Below are 21,872 nucleotides of genomic sequence, written 5' to 3'. Positions count from 1 at the left end.
TACGTTTCCCGCACTCCTGCCGCAGCGAAGAAGGACGATTTCGCGTGACCCCTCCTGCTCTCTAGAACCTGACACGTTCCCCACGCCTGTAGCCGGCCGTTGCGCGCCGGCTCCCCGGGCTGCCCTCGCGCGCCCGGCCACAGCGTCCGAGGCCGCGCGTAATCGGCCTCGCGTCAGGTCTTCAGAGATCAGGTCTCCATGTCATCCCAACCGCATATCGTGCTGCCCTGGGTCGTGCGCCGGACCCGCCTTCCGCTGCTGTCGCTGCGCTGCGCCGTCTGCCGGGCCGAGTCGGCCACCGCCGCCAAGGGCCGGTTCCGCGTCAACGCCAACGGCAAGCTGCTGGACGTGTGGCTGCTCGTCCGGTGCGTGTCCTGCGACCGCACCGTCAAGCTCACCGTCCGGGAGCGGGCGGCCGTCAGTTCGTTCGATCCCACCGAGCTGCACGGCCACCAGCTCAACGACCCCGCCCTGGTGGCTGCCACACTGCTGGATCCGGCGTTCGCCCGGCGCTGCCGCTTCACCCTGGACTGGACGGACGCGTGGACGCTCGATGCGCCCACGGTGCCGCTGGACCGGTGGCCCGTCCAGGTGGACGTCACCTTCGCCGACCCGGTGCCGGTACGCCCGGACCGGCTCATCGCCCGCCGGTTCGGGCTCACCCGGTCCGAGGTGCTGCGCCGGGTCAAGTGCGACATTCCGCTGAAGCGTCCGACGAGCTCCGCCTTCACCTTCACGGTGCTGGCGGAGGACTGACCGGGGCGTGGTCGCGGCGGCCGGGTGCCGCCGCGACCACGCCTCACCCGCCGCTCGCGGCGCCGCCCCGTACCGCGGCGAGTTCGGCTTCGATCAGGTCGGCGGCCCGGTCGGCGCCGCCGGCGGCGCGGGCCTGCCGCTTGAGTTCCGCGCTGCGGGCGGCCACGACGGGGTCCGAGGTGAGGGCGAGCAGCGTCTCGCGCAGTTCCGCGGCGGTGACGCCGGCCGAGTCGGCGACCCGGGCGACGCCGAGCGCGGCCAGCTGCTCGGCGTTCGCGAACTGGTCGGCCGCCTGCGGTACGGCGATCATCGGCGTCCCGCAGTAGAGACCCTCGCTGCTGCCGCCCATGCCGGCGTGGGTGACGAAGGCGTCCGCCTGCTCCAGTACGGCCAGCTGCGGCACCCACCGGTGCACCTCGACGCTGTCCGGGACGGGACCGAGTTCGGCGGGTTCGACGTGCTTGCCGATCTGGAGAACGGTGTGCCAGCCGGGCAGGTCACCGAACGCGGCGACACAGCGGCGGTAGAACTCGGGCTGCCGGGTGAAGGCAGAGCCGAGCGAGACGAGCAGGACCTTCTCGGCGCGCTCCGGTCGTACCCAGGAACCCTGGCCGGAGCGGTCGCCCAGCACCGGGCCGACGAAGCTGTAGACCGACCGGTCCACCCGGTCGGCGTTCGGCTGGAGCGCCTCCGGTGGCAGGACGAGACTGCGCACCGGCCGCCCCTGGAACGCCATGCTGTCGGTGACCGAGGAACCCTCGGCGGTCAGCCATTCAGTGAACCGCCGGTAGTAGTCGGCGCCGCGCGGATCGGCCCGCATCGCCTCCACGGCGGGCGCCATCTCCTGTTCGTAGCCGTCCCAGGCGACGAACGTCGAGGAGAGCTGGACGGCCGGGATCCCCCACTGTTCGCCGAGCAGCCGGGCCGGCGCGCCGGCGATGTCGTAGAGGAACAGGTCCGGCCGGTCGTCGGCGTAGGCGGCCCGCAGCTGCGGCAGCATGGCGATCGCATCGTCGAGGAAGGGCGTGAGCTGCGCGATCGGGTCGTCGATGCCGGCGCCGCCGTCGGCGGGCAGCGTCGACGTGTACGGCTTCAACTCGGCGCCGGTGGCCCGGATGACCTCGGCGAAGGCGGGATCGTTGGCGTAGGTGACCCGGTGACCGCGCCGCACGAGGGTACTGATGATCTCCAGGCTCGGGTTGACGTGGCCGTGGAACGGAATGCTGACCATTGCGATGTGCGGCACGTGATCTCCTGATCTCTGTTGAGACGAGACGTCCCGTCTCGCTTGCCAAAGCAGAGCACAGCTCGACGTGGCCGTCAAGACGATACGTCTCGTCTCGTTGTAGGCTCTCGCTGTGACCCCGCAGCCCACCCGCCGCAACGAGCAGTCCCGCCGCGCGATCCTCGCCGCCGCGCTGGAGCTGCTGACCGAGACCGGCTACCAGGCCCTGACCGTCGAGGCGATCGCCGCCCGTGCCGGGGTCGGCAAGCAGACCATCTACCGCTGGTGGCGCGGCAAGGGCGCGGTCATCCTGGACGCGCTCGCCGACGACATGCCGGAGGTCATCACCCTTCCCGACACCGGTGACCTGCGGGCCGATCTGCGCCAGGTGCTCCGGGCCACCGTCGCCGAGTTCGCCGATCCACGGCTGTCCGCCACCACCCGCGCCGTCACCATCGAGACACTCGCCGACGAGGACCTGGGCGGCCAGGCGCGCGACCGGCTGCTCCGTCCCCAGCTGAACGCGGTCCGCGCCCGCCTGGAGGCCGCCCGCGAGGCCGGCCAGGTGCGCCCCGACGCCGCCCTGGACCAGGTGGTGGAGTTGCTGTTCGGCCCGCTCTACCACCGCTGGCTGCTGCGCAACGGCCCACTGACCGACGACTACGCCGACGGCATCGTCGACCTGGTCGTCGCCGCCGTCACCCCGTCAGCGCGCACCAGCGGCTAGCCAGTCGTCTGCGGCCTATCCGGCGGCCAGTTCCTGCGACAGCCGATCGAGTCCAGCCCTTATCAGCTTTCCGTAGCCGTCGTCGCCGAGCGCGCCGATCCCCTCCCGGGCCCGCTGGAGGTGGTCCCGGGCCTGGTCGAGTTCGCCGAGCTTGCGGTGGCACTCCGCCAGGTTCAGATGCAGCGACGGGTACAGCCCGGCGACCGACATCGGCACCCCGGCCTGTGCGACCCGGGCATCGGTGAGCAGGTCGGCCGCCGCGAGCGCCCGCCGGTCCCAGGCAAGCTCCTGACGTGCGTCGTCCTGCACGTCGGCCATCGCGTGGGCGAGGACGCAGACGTGCAGGGGGTCGCCCTGTTCCCCGCCGATCTCGTCCCAGATCCGGGCGAACAGGTCGCGGGCGTCCTCCCGTCGGCCGTGCTGGTGGTGCATCTGCACGCCGTCGTTGATCCGGGTCAGCGTCGCGTCGAACACCATCGCCTGCTTTCTGGGGTCGGCTGCGGTGGCCTGATCGTACGCCGACAGCGGCCTCCTGAACCCGCGCGCACATAACTGTCATTATGGTGCGGTGTCGATTCGTCCTGTTTGACCACATGATTTATCGGATTGCTGTTACCGGTAATCCGTTAAACAGATCCCCGCGTGGGCTTGCCTCGAAGGCGAGGTTTGGGAGGATCGAGGCGTGCGCGCCGCGAACCGGAGATGGGGGCACGTCGCCCTGACCACCTGCCTGCTGCTCGCAGCCGCAGGTTGTACGAGCGAGGACGATGCGGAGCGACCTGCACCGGCCGCGCCGGACCCCTCCTCTCCCGGCGCGCAGGCCGCGCCGCTGCCACCACTGCCCGAGGGCGGGCAGCGCCTGCGGTGCGCCGATTCGATCGCCACGACACCGGAACCGGGTGAGGGGTACCGCGTCGTGGCTGACACCGTGGCGGTGTCGTCGACTGTGGTGCAACCGACCGGGTCGTCCGATGACCGAGGGCCGACGCGGCTCTTCGCCAAATGGGGCCTGCTCGTACGGGCCGGAGCGGCCGTGGAGGTGCGGGTGGCGCCCGGCTGGGAGGACCGCGCCCGCATCGGGTGGGGCCCGGGCGCCGTCCCGGCGACCACTGTGCAGGTCGAGGCGTGCCCGGCCGCGAGCGCGTCGACCGCATGGTCGGTCTACACCGGCGGCACGTGGGTGGCGGGCCCGGCGTGCGTACCGCTGGTGATCAAGTCGCCCGGACGGCAGGTCGAGGTGCGACTCGCGATCGGCGCCGCGTGCGACGAGAGCACCTAGCGTACGAACGGCCTGACGACCTCGAAGGGCTTCGGGAACCGTACGGCGATGCCACTCTCCCGGCTCTTGCGGTCGAGGAACGCCCTGGCCACGGCGAACCTGTCGAAGAACCTCGGCAGCGGCCGCAGCCCGCGGTCCAGGGAGACGAAGAAGTCGTCCCAGTGGATCGGTACGATCAGGCCGGGCCGGGTCGCGTCCACCACGTGCCGCCAGTAGTCGCTCTGGAACTGCTGCGGCTGCACCCCCAGGGCGCCGATCGCGAGGTAGAGGACGTCGACGTCGAGCCCGTCGAACCGGTGCGGCACGTAGTTGGCGCTCGGGTGGATCAGCAGCGAACCGCCGGGGTGGGTGACGAGGAACGAGAAGCACCCGCCGTCGCGGTATCTGCTCGCCCTGACCGGCGGGACGAGCGGCGCCTCGATCACACCCGGGAACCTGTTGCCCGGGCTGTGGTCGCCGACGAACACGCGCACGGTGAACGCGCCGACGGGGTACTCGTCGCCGTCGGCGATGCGCGTCATCGACTGCTCGTCGAGGCCCGCGCCGCGTCCCACGTTGAGAGTGGACTCGGAGCCGAACAGACGTCCCCCGAGGTGCTTCACCACCTCGGGGGCGTCCATGACGTGGTCGTAGTGGGAGTGGGAGACGAAGAGCGCGTCGACACGAGTCACGCCGGCCCGGGAGAGCGCGGCGGTGATCCGCCCGAGGTCGGGGGCCACGCGGCCCAGCGCGACGCGCAGCAGTGAGGGCCGGCTCAGGAAACCGTCGATCAGGATTCCGGAGCTGCCGTCGGACACGTGGACGGTCGAGGTGCCGAAGAAGACGGCTTCGACAGACGCCCCGCCCGAGCCCATGCGCAGATGGTAGTGCGCCCGTCCTCGCGTCAGCTGCCGTCCGGCGCGGTGCCGCGGGTGCTGCGCAGGCTCCACACGATCGACACCGCGATCGTCACCACGATCACGCCGAGGGTGACCGGGATGGGCAGCTTGCCGACGGGCGTCTCCGAGAGGATCAACTTCACGCCGGCGAAGGCGAGCAGAACGGCCAGGCCGTAGTGCAGGTGCACGAAGCGGCGCAGCAGCCCGGCGAGGCAGAAGTAGAGGCTGCGCAGGCCGAGGATGGCGAAGGCGTTTGCGGTCCAGACGATGAACGTGCTGGTGGTGATCGCCAGGATCGCGGCGACACTGTCGACGGCGAAGATCAGGTCGGTGGCCTCCACCGCGATCAGGACCACGAACAGCAGGGTCGCGACCCGCTTCCCGTCGACCCGGGTGAAAAACCTGTCACCGTGGAAGGCCGGGTCGGTCGGAACGATCCGGCGGACCAGCCGGACGACCGGGTTACGGTCCGGCGGGGTCTGCTCGCCGTGGCGGAACGCCATCTTGTAGCCGGTGTAGACGAGGAACGCGCCGAACACGTACGCGGTCCAGAAGAACGTCTCCAGCAGCTCGGCACCGACGAAGATGAACACCAGCCGGAACACCAGGGCGCCGATGACCCCCCAGAACAGCACCTTGTGCTGGAACGCGGCGGGCACGGCGAAGGATGTGAAGATCAGCGCGAAGACGAAGACGTTGTCGATCGACAGCGCCTTCTCGATCAGGTAGCCGGCGTAGTAGGTGCCCGCCACGTCGCCGCCCTGCCAGACCCACAGGACGACGCCGAAGAGCAGGCCGGCCGCGATCCAGATACCGGACCAGACCGCTGCCTCACGGAAGTCGATGACGTGGTTGTCGCGGTGCAGGAACAGGTCCACGGCGAGCATCGCCGCGATCGCCAGCATGAGTACTGCCCAGATCCACCAGGACACGGACATACCGAAGGAGACCTCTCGCCCGGGCCGGCGGGTGCCGGCGCTGCTGGACGAAGGTCTCCCCGGGCCACTGACGGCGGTGGCTGCACCGCCGGGATCCGGATGGGCCGGGCCCGTACTGACGGCGGTGCGTGGTACGTCGGGTACTCCCCCTCGAACTACGATCCAGTATTCACGAAGTGGTGTTCGCACGTCAAGGAGTCCGGGCCGTCGCTAGGGTGACCGGATGGACGAAGACGCACGACTTCGGCACTCCACCTCGTTCGGCGCGGCGGCCACCGCGTACGCCGAACACCGCCCTGACTACGCGCGGGCCGCCCTGCGGTGGGCGCTCGACGGCGCACCCGGTGCGCGGGTTCTCGACCTCGGCGCGGGCACCGGCAAGCTCACCGTCACGCTGGCCGAGGTGAGCGACGACGTCGCGGCCGTGGAGCCGGACCCGGCGATGCTCGCCGAACTCCGCCGCACCCTGCCTGGCGTACGTGCGCTGTCCGGCAGCGCCGAGGCGATCCCGCTGCCGGACGCCTCCGTCGACGCCGTGGTCGCCGGCAACGCCATGCACTGGTTCGACATGTCCGTGGCCGGGCCGGAGATCGCCCGCGTCCTCTCCCCCGGCGGTGTCCTGGCCGGACTGTGGAACGTCGTGGACGACCGGGTCGACTGGGTCGCCGGGCTCGCGGCGGTCAGCGGCAGCGCCGCCATCGGCCCCCGGGACACGCCCGCGAGCTGGCGCGCCGCGACGGCGGCCATGCACCTGCCGAAGAGCGGCGAGGCCCGGTTCGGCTCGCCGGAGCAGGCGGAGTTCCCGCACGGGCAGCGCCGCACCGCCGATTCGCTCGTGGCGACGCTCGCCACCCGGGCCGGGATGCTCGTCATGCCGGAACGGGAACGCACCGAGACGCTCGACCGCATCCGCGCGTACCTGGCGAGCCGGCCGGAGACGGCCGACGGGGAGTTCACGCTGCCGATGCTCACCTGCGTACTGCGGGTTCGGCGCAGGTGAACGGTGGCGACGTCCGCGCCGCCGCTGACGCGATGACCGCCGTGCTGCGGCCCGCCGCCGACCGGGACTGGACGGTACGCGCGGGCGACCTGGACTGGTCCTGCTGGACCACGGCCGCGCACATCGCGCACGACCTGGTCGCGTACGCCGGTCAGGTGTCCGGCCGGCCCGACGGCGGCTACCTCCCGTTCGACCTGCGGGTACGCGCCGACGCCGCGCCCGCCGAGGTGCTCACCGTCGCGGCGGCCGCGGCCGGGATGCTCGCCGCCACCATCGACGAGGCGAGCCCGGACGACCGGGCATGGCACTTCGGCCCGTGCGATCCGGCTGGGTTCGCCGCGATGGGCGTGGCCGAGATCCTGCTGCACACGCACGACCTGACCCGAGGGCTCGACCTGAACTGGTCGCCGCCCGCCGGGCTGTGCGCGCGGGTGGTGCGCCGGTTGTTCCCCGACGCGCCGGACGGCGACCCGGCGCCGGTGCTGCTGTGGCTGACCGGCCGCGCGCCGCTCGGCGGCAGGCCGCGGCGGACCGCGTGGACCTGGCAGGCCGCACGTCCCTGAACGCTCTCAGCGACGCCACCAGCGCCACCGACGGCGCGGGCGGGCCGAGGTGGCGTGCTGCGGCTCCGGTGCCGCGACGACCGGCGCGGCACGTTCCCGATCAGTGCGCCAGCGGTGCACCGCCTCCTCGACGTTCACCGGGCGGACCACCACGCGCGGCCCGGTCGGGGTACGCAGCCAGGCCACCACCTCGGTGTTGAGCGCCGCCACGTACGAGCGGACGGCGTCCTCGGTGGGCAGGTCGCGCAGCTCGGCCGGAAGCTGTTCGATGCGGCGGCGCAGCTGCAGCGGTGTGGGCAGCAGCAGGTCGGACGGGATCTGTTCGCGCTCCATGAAGCTGCGGATCCACCAGCCCTCGTCGTAGGGCATGTCGCGCCCCGGAATGGGCTTGCCCGCGCCCGGCAGGTTGTCGAACTCGCCACGCTCCTGGGCCGAGCGGATCTGCGCCTCGACCGCGGCCTCCCAGCCTGTCGTCACCGCCGTCACCTCCCGTACCCACGGTAACCGCCACCGTCCGACAAGAGTCAGCGTCGCGCGGGGCCGGGCTGTTCCCGCGCGCCGGGCGGGTCCGCCGCGTAGCGTGCCACCGGGTACCGAAAGGGGTGGCGGCGTGCGCGACTGGCTCATCGGACTCGCGGTGGCGGCGGCCTGCCTGGTCGGGAGCTGGGCGGTGCTGGTGCTGCTGGCCCGGCGCCTGCCACCGGGGATCCTGCGTGATCTGGCCGCGTTCGTGCCCGACTGCGTGACAGCGGTACGACGGCTGCGCCGCGACCCGCGGGTGCCGCGCCGCGCCCGCGTCGCGATCGTGGTCGCCGGAATCTGGGTGGCCAGCCCGATCGACCTGATCCCGGAGTTCCTGCCGGTGATCGGCCCGCTCGACGACATCGTGGTGGTCGCGCTCGCGTTGCGCTACGCCGCCCGGCAGATGCCCCGGCAAGTGCTGCTCGACGCGTGGCCGGGCGAGCCAAGGCTGCTGCTGCGCCTGCTCGGCCGCTGAGACCGGGCCGCCGTCAGGGCAGGCGGCGGACGTGGCGGTGGCCGTCCCGGGGGAACGGCGCGCGGGCCGGCAGCACCTCGGTGAAGACGTACCCGCTCTTCTCCGCCACCCGGCAGGAGGCCGGGTTGTCGACCTGGTGCAGCAGCTCCAGGTGGGTCAGGCCGGCGGCGGCGAACCGGGCGAACGCCCACGCGGTGACCGCCTCGACCGCCCGTGGCGCGACGCCGCGGCCGCGTGCCGGCGCGGCCGTCCAGTAGCCGATCTCGGCGGACGGGCGTCCCGGACGGACGTCCTTGAGCACCACGCAGGCCGCCACCCGGTCCTCCTCCAGCACCGCGAACATGAACCGGTGCCCGGCCGCCCAGCCCTGGTGGCTGCGCCGCAGGAACACCTGCGCCTGCGCCGGTCCGGTCACCGGATGCCTGGTCCAGGCGCGCAGCACCGGATCCCGGTACGCCTCGATCAGCGCGTCGGCGTCACCGTCGCGCCACGGGCGCAGCAGCAGGGCGGGAGCGGTCGGGGTGGCCGGTGCGGACAGCACGATCGACATGCGGCAAGTATCACCGCCGCAGCACCGGCACCACCGCCCCCCGCCCCGGCGATCATGAGGTTGGCGGCGACAAATCGGGCACCGCCGGCAGTCAACTTCATGATCGACGCAGTGAGGGCGGGCGGGGACAGTGCGGGGCGGCGGGTGGGCGTAGGGTCCGGGAAGGCGGCAACGGGGAGGCGACGTGGTCACTGTCGGCGCGGTCATGGGAATCGCCCTGGTGGCGCTTGGTCTGGTGCTCACGCCCGGGCCGAACATGGTCTACCTGGTGTCCCGGTCGGTGACGCAGGGGCGGCGGGCCGGGCTGGTGTCGCTGCTCGGCGTGGCGGTCGGCTTCCTGGTCTACCTGGCCGCCGCGGTGGCCGGCATCGCCACCGTGTTCGTGCTGGTCCCGCCGCTGTACACGGCGGTGAAGCTGGCCGGCGCGGCGTACCTGCTGTGGCTGGCCTGGCGGACGATGCGCCCCGGTGGCACGTCGGCGTTCACCCCGGCGCCGCTGCCGCCGGACCGGCCCCGGCGCCTGTTCATCATGGGCCTGGTCACCAACCTGCTCAACCCGAAGATCGCCATCCTGTACGTGTCGCTGCTGCCGCAGTTCGTCGACCCGGCGCGGGGGCACGTGGCGGTGCAGAGTCTGCTGCTCGGCCTGACCCAGATCGCCGTGGCGCTGACCGTGAACGCGCTCATCGTGCTGAGCGCCGGCTCGGTGTCGGCGTTCCTCACCCGCCGTCCGGGCTGGGCGCGCGTGCAGCGGTGGGTGATGGGCACGGTGCTGGCGGCGCTCGCGGTGCGGATCGCCGCCGACCGCTCCCGCGCCGCCGTCGCCACCCCCTGACCCGGGGTACGCGCGTCAGCGCCCGCCGCAGTCCCACCGCCGGAGCGCGTCACGGGATCTCCTCGCGTACCACCGCCACGCCACCGGGCGCCACCGTCAACTCGCCGTCGACGGTCGCGCCGGTCAGCAGCTCGAACCCGGCAGTCGGCACCCGCTGCGGCCGGTCGGTGTGGTTGAGCAGGTAGAGCAGGCCGTCGTGGCGGCGTACCGCCTCGACGCCCTCGGGCGCGCCGGAACAGGCCGGGGTCACACCGGCGAGCCCTGCTGCCTTGGTGAGCAGCCGCCGGTAGGTGTCGTCGTCGGGGCGGGTGGAGACGTACCAGGCGTACGCGTCACCGACCCGGTGCCGGGTGATCGCGGGCCGCCCGTCCAGCACTCCCCCGGCGTACGCGCGCACCGTCTCCGCGCCGGCCGGGTGCACCGTCTCCGACCAGATCCGGCCGGTCCCGCCCCCGCTCAGCGGCACGTGATCGTCGTCGGCGAGCGGGTGGAACTCCTCCACCCGCACCCCGAGCAGATCCCGGTACGCGCCCGGGTAGCCGCCGAGGCGTACCCGGGCGTGCTCGTCGGCGACGCCGCTGAGCCAGGTCACCAGCAGGTGCCCACCGTCGTGAACGTGCCGGCGTACCCAGTCGACTGTGGCGTCCGAGGCCAGGTAGAGGGCGGGTAGCACGAGCAGCCGGCAACCGTCGAGCGGGGTGCCGGGCGGCACCACGTCGGCGGTGACGCCCGCGTGCCACAGGGCCCGGTGCGCGGCGGCGGCCTCGCCGGGGTGGTCGAGTGCGTCGCGGGGCATCCCCGGGTGCCGCAGCGCCCAGCCGCTCGCCGCGTCGTACGCGATGGCCACCGCCGCCCGGACGCGGCCCGCCACGGTTCCGGCGAGGCGGCCCAGCGCGGCGCCCAGGTCGGCGGCCTCGCGGAACACGCGGGTATCCGCCCCGGCGTGCGACACCACAGCCGAGTGGAAGCGTTCCGCCCCGCCGGCCGGGGCCCGCCACTGGAAGAACATCACCCCGGCGGAACCGCGTGCCACGTGGGCGAGGCTGTGCCGGGTCATCCGGCCGGGTTCCTTGGTGTGCATCCGCCCGGCGGTGTGGATCTGGTTGGGCGCGCTCTCCATCAGCAGCCACGGCACCGGACGGCCGGCACCGTGACGGGCCCAGCCGCGGGCCACGTCGGCGGCGAACGCGGTCTGCTCCTCGGCGCCCATGCCGGTCGCGGACGGGTAGTGGTCGATCGCGACCAGGTCGACCTCGCGCGCCCAGCGGGCGTGGTCGACCGGCACCCAGTCGCCGAGCACGTAGTTGGTGGTGACAGGCACCGCCGGGTTGGCCACGCGGAGCAGGTCACGCTGCTCGATGTACGCGGACAGCAACGTGTCGGACCAGAAGCGGCGGAAGTCGAGCAGCTGGCCGGGGTTGGCGAGGTACTGGGTGGCGCGGGGTGTGCCGACCTGAGCCCAGTCGGAGTAGTGCTGGCTCCAGAAGCTGGTGACCCAGGCGTCGTTCAGCGCGTCGAGGTCGCCGTAGCGAGTGGTGAGCCAGCGGCGGAACGCCGCCTCGATGTGCGGGCAGTGGCAGGTGGTGCCGTACTCGTTGTGCACATGCCACAGCGCGAGCGCCGGGTGGTGCGCGTAGCGGGCGGCCAGCACCTCGGCGATGCTGCGGGCGGCGTGCCGGTACGCGGGCGCGGCGGCGCAGTAGGTGTCCCGGCTGCCGTGGGTCAGGCGGACGCCGTCGGCGGTGACCGGCAGCGCGTCCGGGTGGCGCAGCGAGAACCAGGGTGGCGGCGACGCGGTGGGGGTGGCCAGGGCGGCCCGGATGCCGGCCGCGTGCAGCAGGTCCAGGACGTCGTCGAGCCAGCCGAGCGTGTAGCGGCCGGGTTCGGGTTCCAGCCGGGACCAGGCGAACACGCCGACGGTGACCAGGTCGACCCCGGCCGCGCGCATCAGGGCGACGTCCTCGCGCCACACCTCGGGCGGCCACTGTTCCGGGTTCCAGTCCCCGCCGTAGCAGAGCCGGCCGTCGTCCCACGGCGTTTTAGTTGGCATCCCGGCCAAAATAGGAACAGGTGAGAAGGAAAGTCAATGCCGTCGATCATTGACAGTTAGTTGGGCTTCCAAAGAAACTGGCGGGACCGCCCGTGGACGCCGCGAGGAGACGCCCATGCCGTACCGCCCGCCGCTGGTCCCGTACGAGACGTTCGTGGCCGACCCGCCCGACCTGCCGGTCCGCGCCCCCGGCGAGGAGGGCGCCGACGACGTGCTGCGGGCCGAGGTCGCCGCGACCGACGCGCACGGCGTCACGCTCACCGCGACCTGCGCGTCCGGCCGCACGCTGGTCGCGCGCGTCGAGGCCGCCGGAGACGGGATCATCCGGGTACGCCTCGCCGACGACCTCTCCGTCCGCAGCCGGTCCGCGGCCGCGCTGACGCTGGTCCACCCGCAGCCGCACCCGGCGACGGTGACCGTGGCCGACGGGCACGTCCGGGTGGGCGCCGGCGGCGTGGTCGCCGAGGTGCGCCTGGACCCGTGGGGGCTGCGCTTCCTCGCCTCCGACGGGCGGCTGCTGCTGGCCTCCGACGGTGGTACGCGGGACATCAGCGGCCGCCGCCGCACGCTGCCGCTCGGCCGCTCCACAGTCGACGGCGAGCCGGTCGCCTGGCACGAGAGCTTCGTGGCACCCGGCGACGAACGGTTCGTCGGCTTCGGCGAGAAGTTCACGCCGCTGGACAAGCGCGGCCAGCGACCGCTGATGTGGAACTTCGACGCCTTCGGCGGCGAGTCCGACCGCTCGCACAAGAACGTGCCGTTCTACCTGTCCGACCGCGGCTACGGCGTCCTCGTCGACAGCGGGCTGCCGGTGCAGTTCGACGTGTGCGCGAGCACCCACAGCAGCGTGCAGATCCTCGTCCCGGACGACCTGCTCGACTACTACGTGCTGGCCGGGCCCACCCCGGAGCGGGTGCTCGACCGGCTCGACTCGCTGACCGGGCGGCCGTACCTGCCGCCGCGGTGGGCGTTCGGCGCGTGGATCTCGTCCGGCTTCTTCCCGGACAGCCAGCAGCGGGTGCTGGAGCGGGCCCGGCGCCTCCGCGAGCGGGACGTCCCCTGCGACGTGCTGCACCTGGACTGCTACTGGCAGGTCGCCGGGCACTGGTCGGACCTGCGCTGGGACGCCGACGCCTTCCCCGACCCGGACGGCATGCTCAAGGACCTCACCGAGCAGGGCTTCCGGGTGTGCCTGTGGATGAACCCGTACCTGATGACCGGCAGCCCGCTCTACGCCGAGGCCGAGGCCGCCGGGTACTTCCTGCGCCATCCCGACGGCGGCACGTACGTCGCCGACACCTGGCACGGCAGCTACCCGGCTGGCGCCGTCGTGGACCTCACGAACCCGGCCGCGGTGCGCTGGTTCCAGGGCCTGCTGCGGCCACTGCTGGCGCAGGGCGTCGCGGTGTTCAAGACCGACTTCGCCGAGGGCGTACCCGCCGACGCGGTCGCCCACAACGGCATGACCGGTGTGGAACTGCACAACGTCTACGCGCTGCTGTTCAACGACGCGGTCGCCGACGTCACCGAGGAGGTGGCCGGGCACCGTACCGTGTGGGCGCGCTCGTCGTACCTGGGCGGGCAGCGGCACAGCGCCCAGTGGAGCGGCGACGTCAACGCCACCTGGCCCGGCATGGCCAGCACGCTGCGCGGCGGCCTGTCCCACGGGCTGTCCGGCGTGCCGTTCTGGAGCCACGACACCGGCGGCTTCCACGGCACCCCCGAACCGGACCTGTACGTGCGCTGGACCCAGTTCGGCGCGCTCTCCCCGCTGGTACGGCTGCACGGCACCACCAGCCGCCTGCCGTGGGAGTTCCCGCCCGAGGCGGAACGGCACGCGGTGGATGCGCTGCGGCTGCGCTACCGGCTGCTGCCGTACCTCTGGTCGGCGGCGGTGGCGAGCGCCCGCACCGGCGGCCCGATGCTGCGGGCGCTGCTCGTCGACACCCCGGACGACCCGGCCGCCTGGACCGCCGACCTCCAGTACCGCCTCGGCCCCGACCTGCTGGTGGCGCCGGTGCTCGACCCGTCCGGCGAACGCGCCGTGTACCTGCCGGCGGGCGACGACTGGCTGGACGCGTACACCGGGCAGCGGCACCCCGGCGGCCAGCACCTGCGGGTGCGCGTACCCATCGACCGGCTGCCGCTGTACGTGCGGCACGGCGCGCTGATCCCCACGGTGGCGCCCGCGGCGACGGTCGGTACCGGCCCGTTCCGGGACGTCACGCTGGTGGCCTGGGGCGGCGGCGACGGCGTGGGCGTGGTGCGGGACCCCGACGGCGACACCACGATCACCGCCGCACGCGACGGGGACACGCTGCGTGTACGCGTGGACGGGCCGCTGGACGTGCGGCGGGTCAGCGTGGTCGGGGAGGATCCGCCGCGCCGGGTGGTGCTCGGCGGCGAGCCGGTCCCGGTGACGCCGTTCGCGCCGTGGTTCGGCGGCGGAGACCGGCCGGCCGGAATCTCGCCCATTTAGTTTAAGCTGTAGCCGAACTCGGGCCGGGCGCAGGAGGCGGGCAGTACGTGATCAGCATCGACCGGCCGACGGCCGATCTCGGCGACGTGCGGGTGACCAACCGGGCCGCGGTGCTCCGGCACGTCCGCCGGCACGCCCCCTGCTCCCGGGCCGACGTCGCCGCGCGCACCGGGCTGAACAAGGCCACCGTCTCCAGCCTGGTCGCCGAACTGATCGAGCACGGTCTGCTGCGCGAGACCGGGCTGACCGAGAACCGGGTCGGCCGCCCGGCCACCATGCTCGTGCTCGACGGCTCCCGCTACGCCGGGCTCGGCCTGCGCGTCGGCGCGGACGAACTGGTGGCGGTCGCCGCCGGGCTGGGCGGCGACCCGGTGCTCACCTGGCGGCGCGCGTTCCCCGCCGCCACCGCCGGTCCGGAGGAGACGGTGAAGGCGCTCGCCGCCCTGGTCCGGCGGGCCGTCACCCGCATCGGCGCCGACCGCACCGTGCTCGGCCTGACCGTTGCCGTACCAGGGCTGGTCGATCCGGACGGCGACGTGCCGGCCGCCCCGGCGCTGGGCTGGCGCGGTGTGCCGCTTGCCGCGTCGGTGCGCCGCGCGCTGCGCGACAGGGGCTTCCCCGTCACCGTCGACACCGAGGCCAACCTCGCCGTGCTGGCCGAGCGGCGGCACGGCCCGTACGCCGCCACCACCGACCTGGTGCACCTCACCGGCGGCCCGACGATCGGCGCGGGCCTGATCAGCGGCGGCCGGCTGCTGCGCGGCGGCCGCGGCTTCGCCGGCGACATCGGGCACCTGCCGCTGGCCGCCGACGGCCCGCCCTGCGACTGCGGGCGGCGCGGCTGCCTCACCGCGCTCCTCGGCGTGGACGCGGTGATCGGCCGGCTGCTGCCGGACGCCGGGCCGGTCACCGACCACCTGCCGGAGATCGAGCGGATCCAGGCCGTGGCCCGCGCCGGGGACGAGCCGGTACGGACCGGGCTCACCGAGATCGGCCGGCTGCTCGGGCAGGCGGTGTCGGTGCTGTCCGGGCTGCTCGACCCGGAGGTGGTGGTGGTCGGCGGCCACCTGGCGGCGCTCGCGCCGTGGCTGCTGCCGGCCGCCCACGCCGAACTCGCCGCCCGCACACCCGTCCCGCCCGGCGTACGGCTGGAGGTCAGCACGCTCGGGTCCGCGGCCGGCGCGCTGGGTGGGGCCACCGCCGCGCTGGCCACCGTGGAGGCGGGACGCCTGCCCGCCGGATAACCCCTTGACCGCACCCGCCGGAAGGTGTCAACCTCGGTAGCGCCGCGTTCCGGGACCGGGCAACCTGCGAAGCGGCGTATTTTTCGGCGATTGTCGAAGCGCTTCACCACCGCTCCGGGCCGACACCGCCGACCCCCACCACCACCCCTTTCTCGCGTACGCGCCGCCGCATCACCGGCTCGTTCGTCGAAGCGCTTCGACGAAGGAGCGGCGGCCCGAACGCCGACCGGAGGCGCCCACCATGACCGACCTCGTCCCCCACCGTCTCGACGACCTGCTGGCCCGGCTCACGCTGCCGGAGAAGCTCGGCCTGCTGCACCAGTGGCAGGCGCCGGTGCCCCGGCTCGGCCTGCGCGCGTTCCGCACCGGCACCGAGGCGCTGCACGGCGTCGCGTGGCTCGGCACCGCCACCGTCTTCCCGCAGGCGATCGGCCTCGCCGCGAGCTGGAACCCGGACCTGATCCGGGCGGTCGGGTCCGCCGTCGGCGACGAGGTGCGGGTCAAGCACCGGGCCGACCCGGACCGCGTCGGCCTCAACGTGTGGGCGCCGGTGGTCAACCCGCTGCGCGACCCCCGGTGGGGGCGCAACGAGGAGGGCTGGTCCGAGGACCCGTGGCTGACCGGCCGGCTCGCCACCGCGTACGCGCTGGGGTTGCGCGGCGACCACCCGATCCGGCTGCGGACCGCGCCGACGCTCAAGCACTTCCTCGGCTACAACAACGAGACCGACCGGGCCACCACCTCCAGCGACCTGCCGCCGCGGGTGCTGCACGAGTACGAGCTGCCCGCGTTCCGCGCTCCCCTGGCGGCGGGCGCGGCGGTGGCGGTGATGGCGTCGTACAACCTGGTCGACGGCGTACCGGCGCACCTGAGCCCACTGATCGAGGGTGAGCTGCGCGGCTACGCCGACGACGAGATCATGGTGGTCGGTGACGCCGGGGCGGTCGGCAACATCGCCGGCGTGCAGGAGTACCTGCCCGACCACGTGGCCGGCTTCGCCGCTGCGCTGCGCGCCGGCATCGACAGTTTCACCGAGGACGACGAGGACAGCGCCCCCACAGTGGAGCGTCTCACCGAGGCGCTGGCGCGCGGGCTGATCGAGCCCTCCCACGTGGACCGGGCGGTGCGGCGGATCCTGTCCGTCCGGTCGCGGCTGGGCGACCTGGCCCCGGACCCGCACGACGACGTGCCGCCGGACACGCTCGACAGCCTCGCCCACCGGGAACTCGCCCGCGAGGCCGCCCGCCAGTCGGTGGTGCTGCTGCGCAACGACGGCCTGCTGCCGCTGCGCCCCGGCACCCGGGTCGCCGTGCTCGGCCCGCTCGCCGACACCGTGCTCACCGACTGGTACAGCGGCACCCCGCCGTACGCGATCAGCCCGTACGGCGGGCTGCTCGGGCGGCTGCCCGCTGTGACCACCCACCCCGGCACCGACCGGATCACCCTGCACGTCGGCGACCGGGCGGTACGCCAGGGCGACGAGGGCCCGCTGGCGCTCGGCGACAGCCCGGCCGAGTTCGACGTGGTCGACTGGGGGCAGGACGTGGTGGCGCTGCGCGCCGTGGACACCGGCCGCTACGTCGGCGCCGACGACACCGGAGCGCTCGTCGCCGACCGCGACGGACCCGGCGGCTGGGTGGTCCGCGAGACGTTCCGCCTGCACCACCGGCCCGACGGCACCGCGCTGCTGCACCACCTCTCCACCGGCCGGCACGTCGGCGTCGCACCGGACGGACGGCTGAACGTCGCCACCGGCGACCCGGCCGTGTTCACCGTGACGCTGCTCGTCGACGGAGCTGCCGCTGCCGCCGCGCTCGCCGCCGCCGCCGACGTGGCGGTGGTGGTGCTCGGCAACCACCCGATGGTCAACGGCCGGGAGACCGAGGACCGCGCCGACCTGGCGCTGCCCACCGGCCAGGCCGAACTGCTGCGGGCCGTGCACGCCGCGAACCCGCGTACCGTGCTGGCGCTGACCAGCAGCTACCCGTACGCGGCGGGCTGGGCACAGGAACACGTGCCGGCGGTGCTGTGGAGCGCCCACGGTGGACAGGAACACGGCAACGGGCTCGCCGACGTGCTGCTCGGGGCGGCCGACCCGGGCGGGCGGCTCACCCAGACCTGGTACGCCGACGCCGCCGAACTGCCCGACCTGCTCGACTACGACGTCATCGGCGCCGACGCCACCTACCTGTACCACCGGGGTGAGCCGCTGTACCCGTTCGGGCACGGGCTCAGCTACGCCACGTTCGACTACGCTGACCTCCGGTTGAGCACCACCACGGCGCGTGCCGGCGAGGAGGTGGAGGTGAGCGTCGAGGTCACCAACACGGGCCGCCGCCCGGGCACCGAGGTCGTGCAGCTCTACACCCGGCAGCGGCACTCCCGGGTCAAGCAGCCGCTGCGGCAGTTGCGCGACTTCGCCCGCGTCACGCTCGACCCGGGCTGCGCCGCCCGGGTGACGCTGCGGCTGCGTACCGCCGATCTGGCCTGGTGGGACGAGACCCGCGCCGCGATGGTGGTGGAGGACGCCGTCCACTCCGTGCTCGTCGGCCGGTCCGCGCGCGACATCCGGCTGGCCGGCACGCTGACCGTCACCGGCGGCGACGCCACGGCCGAGCCGGCGGACTCCCGCATCGGAGCGGCCCGGTGAGCGGGCGCACCCCGGGTGAGCAGGTCACCATCGCCGACGTGGCCCGGCACGCCGGGGTGGCCGCCAGCACCGTGTCGTACGTGCTCAGCGGCAAACGCACCATCTCGGCCACCACCCGCGGCCGGGTGCTCGCCAGTGTCCGCGCGCTGGGCTACCACCCGCACGCCGGGGCCCGCGCGCTGGCCAGCCGTAAGGCGAACGTGATCGCGCTGGTGCTGCCGCTGCGTACCGGCATGCAGGTGCCGGTGGTGATGCGTTTCGCCACCGCAGTGGTCACCACCGCCCGCAGCTACGACCACGACGTGCTGCTGGTCACCGCCGACGAGGGACCGGCCGGGCTGCACCGCATCGCCGGCAGCGCACTCGTCGACGGCGTGCTGCTGATGGACGTGGAGCTGGAGGACTCCCGGGTGCCGCTGCTGCGGGACCTGGCGCTGCCGGGTGTCCTGATCGGGCACCCCGCCGACAGCACCGGACTGGCCTGTGTGGACCTCGACTTCCGGCGCGCCGGTGAGCTGTGCGTGGAGCACCTGGCCGCCGCCGGGCACCGGCGGGTCGCGCTGCTCGGCGCGCCCGCCGCGGTCTACGACCGGGGCACCGGGTTCGCCCACCGCACCCGCGCCGGGGTACGCGCCGCCGCCGAGCGGCTCGGCGTCGACGCGGTGACCCGGCCCTGCGAGGAGGGACCGGCCGCGGTACGCCACGACCTGGAGGCGCTGCTCGCCGACCACCCGGACGTCACCGGGCTGGTGGTGCAGAACGAGTCGGCGGTCGGGCCGGTGCTCGCCACGCTGCCGCTGCTGGGCCGCCGGGTGCCCCGCGACGTGTCGGTGGTCGCGATCTGCCCGGACGAGCTGGCCGAACAATCGGGACTCACCTGCGTACCGGTGCCCGCCGAGGAGGTCGGCAAGCAGGCGGTGGCGCTGCTGATGCGGCGGTTGAGCGGCGAGGGAGTGCCGGAGGTGACGTTGCTGGAGCCGCACCTCACCGTGCGAGACACCAGCGCCGCCCGGTGACGGCGCACCGCATCCACGACACCGCACCGGCAGGCGACTGGACGGACGCGTTCCTCACCGGCAACGGCGAGCTGGGACTCATGGTCCACGGGCGGCCGCACGCGGAACGGATCGTGGTGAACCACCACCGGCTCGTCCTGCCCAACGGCACCCGGAACGCCCGCGCGCCCGAGCTGGCCGACCGGATGCCGCACATCCGCGCGCTGGTGCTCGCCGGGCGCCGGGCCGAGGCCGCCCGGCTGCTCACCGGCGGCCGGGAACTGAAGTGGACCCAGTCGTTCCACCCCGGGTACGCGCTCACGGTCGACGCGCCGCCCGGACCGGTATGCGACTACCGGCGCGACACCGACTTCACCAACGGCGAGGTGACCGTCGAGTGGTCGGGCGGGCGGCGGCGCTGCTTCGCCTCCCGCGCCGACGGCGTCGCGGTGCTGCACCTCGACCAGGGCGACTGCGTGGTGGGGGCGACCGGTGAGCTGCCCGGCAAGCCGGCCGACGTGGTCTACGAGCACGCCGCGTACCGCCGCGACGGGTTGGTGTTCCTGCGCGTACGCGCACGCTACCCGGACGCCGGCGGCGCGTGGGGGTTCGAGGGGCTGACCCTGCTGCGCGGCGACGTGACCGTCGACGGCGACCGGGTGCGGGTACGCGGACCGGCGCTGCTCACCACGCTCGTCGACCGGCCCGACGCGCCGCCCTGGCGGACCCGGGCCTCGGAGCGGCGGCTCGCCGCGGTGGCCGCCGACTACGGCACGCTGCTGGCCCGGCACGTACCTCGCCATCGTGGTCCGTACACCCGGGTCGGCCTGGACCTCGGCGTGCCCGCCGCCGACCGGGCGTTACCAGTCGGTGAGCTGCTGGCCAGGCAGGCCGCAACGCCGGACCGGCTGGACCCGGCGCTGCTGGAACGGCTGTTCCATGCCGGCCGGTACCTGCTGTTCAGCGCCAGCGGGGTGCTGCCGCCCCGGCTGACCGGGCTGTGGCTGGGCTCCTGGGACGCGGCGTGGGCCGGTGACTTCACCACCGACGCGAACCTGAACCTCCAACTGGCAGGCGCGAACGTGGGCGCGCTGCCGGAGGTGACAGCGGCGCACGCCCGGCTGGTCGCCGCCCAGGTGGACCACTGGCGTGCCAACGCCCGCGTGGTGTACGGGGCACGCGGGCTGCTGGCGCCCAGCCGCACCGACGGCGAGCACGGGCACCTGTTCCACGTCCACCCCGACTGGCCGTTCACCGCGTGGCTGGCCGGCGCGGACTGGCTGCTGCACCCGCTGCACGAACACCACCTGGTCACCGGTGAGCCGCTGGGCGAGGTGGCCGGCTGGCTGGCCGAGGTGGCGGACTTCTTCGCCGACGTGCTGACCGCAGTGGACGGCCGGCCGGCGCTGGTGCCGTCGTACTCGCCGGAGACCGGCCCGTACGACGGCACTCGCCGGATCGCGCCGGTCGCGGTGAACGCCACGATGGACGTCGCGGCGGCCCGGCACGCGCTGCGGCTGGCCGCCGAGGTGACAGGCGACGACAGGTGGGCCGGGGTGCGACCGCCGGACTACCTGGTGGACGGGCGCGGCGCGCTCGCCGAGTGGGCGTGGCCCGGCAGCACCGGCGACGAGGACCACCGGCACGTCAGCCACCTGTATCCGGTGTGGCCGCTGCACGAGATCGACAGGGACGACACCCCGGAGCTGGCCGTCGCCGCCCACCGGGCACTGACGCTGCGCGGCGACGAGAACCGGTCCGCGCACGGCAGCCTGCACCGGGCGCTGGCGGCGGCACGGCTGCGTGACGGCGACCTGGTCGCGGCGAACCTGCGCAAGATCGTCGGCGCGGACATGTTCTTCCGGTCGCTGATGAGCGCGCACAACCCGGGCCGGACCACGTACAACGCCGACGCCGCGCACGCGCTGCCGGCGGTGCTGATCGAGTCGCTGGTGCAGTCGCGCCCGGGAACGCTGCGGCTGCTGCCGGCGCCGCTGCCGGATCTGCCCGCCGGGACGCTGCGCGGCATCACCTGCCGGGGCCGGGTCACCGTCGAGGAGCTGACCTGGGCGCCGGGCCGGATCCGGGCGCGGCTGGTGTCGCCGGTGGCGCAGCGCGTGGTGGTGCACGCGCCCGGCGGCCACTGTGCGGTGGATCTGGCCCCGGACCGGCCGTACGAGGTGCTGTTCGCCTAGAGGTTGTCGGGCTGGTGCAGCGCCGGGTGGCTCTCGCCCGGCGCGGCGTACCAGGGCGGGGCGTCGTCGGTCAGCGCGGTGCCGATCCGCAGCCGTGCCCAGTCGTCCAGGTCGGGCAGTGCGTCCGGGGCGAACCAGGCCACCGCCAGCGACTCGTCGCCGTCGGCGGTCGGCGCGCCGCCGACCGCCCGGCAGCGGAACCAGATGTTCAGGTATTCGCAGGCGTCGCCGTTGGGGTAGACCACCGGGTGGGTGGCGACGCCGGCGAGCCGGTCGATCGCCACCTTGACGCCGGTCTCCTCGTGGACCTCGCGCACCAGCGCGTCGGCCGGCTGCTCGCCCGGGTCGACGGTGCCCGCCGGCACGGACCAGCGGCCGTTGTCGCCCCGGCGGGCCAGCAGCACCCGTCCCGCGTCGTCGGTGACCACGCCGCTGACGCCGTACAGCATGAGCAGGTCGTGGCCGACGTGGCGGCGCAGCCGGGCGATGTAGGGCGAGACGGCCATGCCGA

The 21,872-nt window shown here is 73.9% G+C and carries 20 protein-coding genes; 12 read left to right on the top strand and 8 right to left on the bottom strand.

The genetic code is table 11. The features are described from left to right. Positions 1–234 precede the first annotated feature (234 nt). Positions 235–756: a DUF1062 domain-containing protein gene (locus O7611_RS13825; RefSeq protein WP_269696978.1), complete on the top strand. Its 522-nt coding sequence runs from the start codon at positions 235–237 to the stop codon at positions 754–756. Positions 757–799: 43 nt separating this feature from the next. Here O7611_RS13825 and O7611_RS13820 read toward each other — a convergent pair whose 3' ends face one another. Next, positions 800–1,987, bottom strand: coding sequence for a macrolide family glycosyltransferase (locus O7611_RS13820; RefSeq protein ID WP_228532734.1), 1,188 nt, complete (start codon positions 1,985–1,987; stop codon positions 800–802). A gap of 127 nt (positions 1,988–2,114) precedes the next feature. Between O7611_RS13820 and O7611_RS13815 the strand changes: the two genes are divergently transcribed. After that, positions 2,115–2,708, top strand: a complete 594-nt coding sequence (locus O7611_RS13815) for a TetR/AcrR family transcriptional regulator (protein ID WP_194802541.1) — start codon at positions 2,115–2,117, stop codon at positions 2,706–2,708. Between the two features lie 15 nt (positions 2,709–2,723). On the opposite strand, the gene O7611_RS13810 is transcribed toward O7611_RS13815, so the two are convergent. Further along, positions 2,724–3,185 carry a tetratricopeptide repeat protein gene (locus O7611_RS13810; RefSeq protein ID WP_194802540.1) on the bottom strand — a complete coding sequence of 154 codons (462 nt, stop codon included), beginning with the start codon at positions 3,183–3,185 and terminating at the stop codon, positions 2,724–2,726. Positions 3,186–3,390: 205 nt separating this feature from the next. On the opposite strand from O7611_RS13810, the gene O7611_RS13805 reads away from it, so the two are divergent. After that, positions 3,391–3,987: a hypothetical protein gene (locus tag O7611_RS13805; RefSeq protein ID WP_228532689.1), complete on the top strand. Its 597-nt coding sequence runs from the start codon at positions 3,391–3,393 to the stop codon at positions 3,985–3,987. Here the strand turns inward: O7611_RS13805 and O7611_RS13800 are convergent. Next, positions 3,984–4,841, bottom strand: a complete 858-nt coding sequence (locus O7611_RS13800) for an MBL fold metallo-hydrolase (protein WP_194802539.1) — start codon at positions 4,839–4,841, stop codon at positions 3,984–3,986. The two genes, O7611_RS13805 and O7611_RS13800, sit on opposite strands and share 4 nt — an antisense overlap. A 29-nt stretch (positions 4,842–4,870) precedes the next feature. Next, positions 4,871–5,803 carry a TerC family protein gene (locus tag O7611_RS13795; RefSeq protein ID WP_194802538.1) on the bottom strand — a complete coding sequence of 311 codons (933 nt, stop codon included), beginning with the start codon at positions 5,801–5,803 and terminating at the stop codon, positions 4,871–4,873. Positions 5,804–6,026: 223 nt separating this feature from the next. Here O7611_RS13795 and O7611_RS13790 point away from each other — a divergent pair, with 223 nt between their 5' ends. Next, on the top strand, positions 6,027–6,803 hold the full coding sequence (locus O7611_RS13790; RefSeq protein ID WP_269696977.1) for a class I SAM-dependent methyltransferase: 777 nt from the start codon (positions 6,027–6,029) through the stop codon (positions 6,801–6,803). Further along, positions 6,800–7,366, top strand: coding sequence for a maleylpyruvate isomerase N-terminal domain-containing protein (locus O7611_RS13785; RefSeq protein ID WP_269696976.1), 567 nt, complete (start codon positions 6,800–6,802; stop codon positions 7,364–7,366). The genes O7611_RS13790 and O7611_RS13785 overlap by 4 nt, the downstream gene beginning before the upstream one ends. Before the next feature lie 6 nt (positions 7,367–7,372). Here O7611_RS13785 and O7611_RS13780 read toward each other — a convergent pair whose 3' ends face one another. Beyond that, the gene (locus O7611_RS13780; protein WP_194802535.1) at positions 7,373–7,843 is read right to left on the bottom strand and encodes a J-domain-containing protein; all 471 of its coding nucleotides are present in this window, start codon (positions 7,841–7,843) and stop codon (positions 7,373–7,375) included. Between the two features lie 133 nt (positions 7,844–7,976). Between O7611_RS13780 and O7611_RS13775 the strand changes: the two genes are divergently transcribed. Further along, positions 7,977–8,363 (top strand): YkvA family protein, encoded by a 387-nt coding sequence (locus O7611_RS13775; protein ID WP_135240145.1) that lies wholly within the window; start codon positions 7,977–7,979, stop codon positions 8,361–8,363. Between the two features lie 13 nt (positions 8,364–8,376). Here the strand turns inward: O7611_RS13775 and O7611_RS13770 are convergent, their stop codons facing one another. Continuing rightward, positions 8,377–8,913 carry a GNAT family N-acetyltransferase gene (locus O7611_RS13770; protein ID WP_194802534.1) on the bottom strand — a complete coding sequence of 179 codons (537 nt, stop codon included), beginning with the start codon at positions 8,911–8,913 and terminating at the stop codon, positions 8,377–8,379. Between the two features lie 184 nt (positions 8,914–9,097). On the opposite strand from O7611_RS13770, the gene O7611_RS13765 reads away from it, so the two are divergent. Then, a complete protein-coding gene (locus tag O7611_RS13765) occupies positions 9,098–9,748 on the top strand; it encodes a LysE family translocator (protein ID WP_269696975.1) in 651 nt (216 codons plus the stop codon). 49 nt (positions 9,749–9,797) lie between these two features. On the opposite strand, the gene O7611_RS13760 is transcribed toward O7611_RS13765, so the two are convergent. After that, positions 9,798–11,798 carry a beta-galactosidase gene (locus O7611_RS13760; RefSeq protein WP_269696974.1) on the bottom strand — a complete coding sequence of 667 codons (2,001 nt, stop codon included), beginning with the start codon at positions 11,796–11,798 and terminating at the stop codon, positions 9,798–9,800. A 115-nt stretch (positions 11,799–11,913) separates the two neighbouring features. On the opposite strand from O7611_RS13760, the gene O7611_RS13755 reads away from it, so the two are divergent. From O7611_RS13755 to O7611_RS13735, 5 genes are all read left to right on the top strand, one after another. Further along, positions 11,914–14,277 carry a TIM-barrel domain-containing protein gene (locus O7611_RS13755; RefSeq protein ID WP_269696973.1) on the top strand — a complete coding sequence of 788 codons (2,364 nt, stop codon included), beginning with the start codon at positions 11,914–11,916 and terminating at the stop codon, positions 14,275–14,277. Positions 14,278–14,324: 47 nt separating this feature from the next. Then, a complete protein-coding gene (locus O7611_RS13750) occupies positions 14,325–15,521 on the top strand; it encodes an ROK family transcriptional regulator (RefSeq protein ID WP_269696972.1) in 1,197 nt (398 codons plus the stop codon). A 241-nt stretch (positions 15,522–15,762) separates the two neighbouring features. Next, positions 15,763–18,171: a glycoside hydrolase family 3 C-terminal domain-containing protein gene (locus O7611_RS13745; RefSeq protein ID WP_269696971.1), complete on the top strand. Its 2,409-nt coding sequence runs from the start codon at positions 15,763–15,765 to the stop codon at positions 18,169–18,171. Then, the gene (locus O7611_RS13740; RefSeq protein ID WP_269696970.1) at positions 18,168–19,187 is read left to right on the top strand and encodes a LacI family DNA-binding transcriptional regulator; all 1,020 of its coding nucleotides are present in this window, start codon (positions 18,168–18,170) and stop codon (positions 19,185–19,187) included. The genes O7611_RS13745 and O7611_RS13740 overlap by 4 nt, the downstream gene beginning before the upstream one ends. After that, a complete protein-coding gene (locus tag O7611_RS13735) occupies positions 19,184–21,361 on the top strand; it encodes a glycoside hydrolase family 95 protein (protein ID WP_269696969.1) in 2,178 nt (725 codons plus the stop codon). The genes O7611_RS13740 and O7611_RS13735 overlap by 4 nt, the downstream gene beginning before the upstream one ends. Here O7611_RS13735 and O7611_RS13730 read toward each other — a convergent pair. Next, on the bottom strand, positions 21,358–21,867 hold the full coding sequence (locus O7611_RS13730) for an NUDIX hydrolase (RefSeq protein ID WP_194802526.1): 510 nt from the start codon (positions 21,865–21,867) through the stop codon (positions 21,358–21,360). The two genes, O7611_RS13735 and O7611_RS13730, sit on opposite strands and share 4 nt — an antisense overlap. Positions 21,868–21,872 lie beyond the last annotated feature (5 nt).

The organism is Micromonospora sp. WMMC273 (assembly GCF_027460285.1).
GTDB classification, from domain to species: domain Bacteria; phylum Actinomycetota; class Actinomycetes; order Mycobacteriales; family Micromonosporaceae; genus Micromonospora; species Micromonospora aurantiaca.
This window is presented reverse-complemented; position numbering and strand designations above follow the sequence as displayed.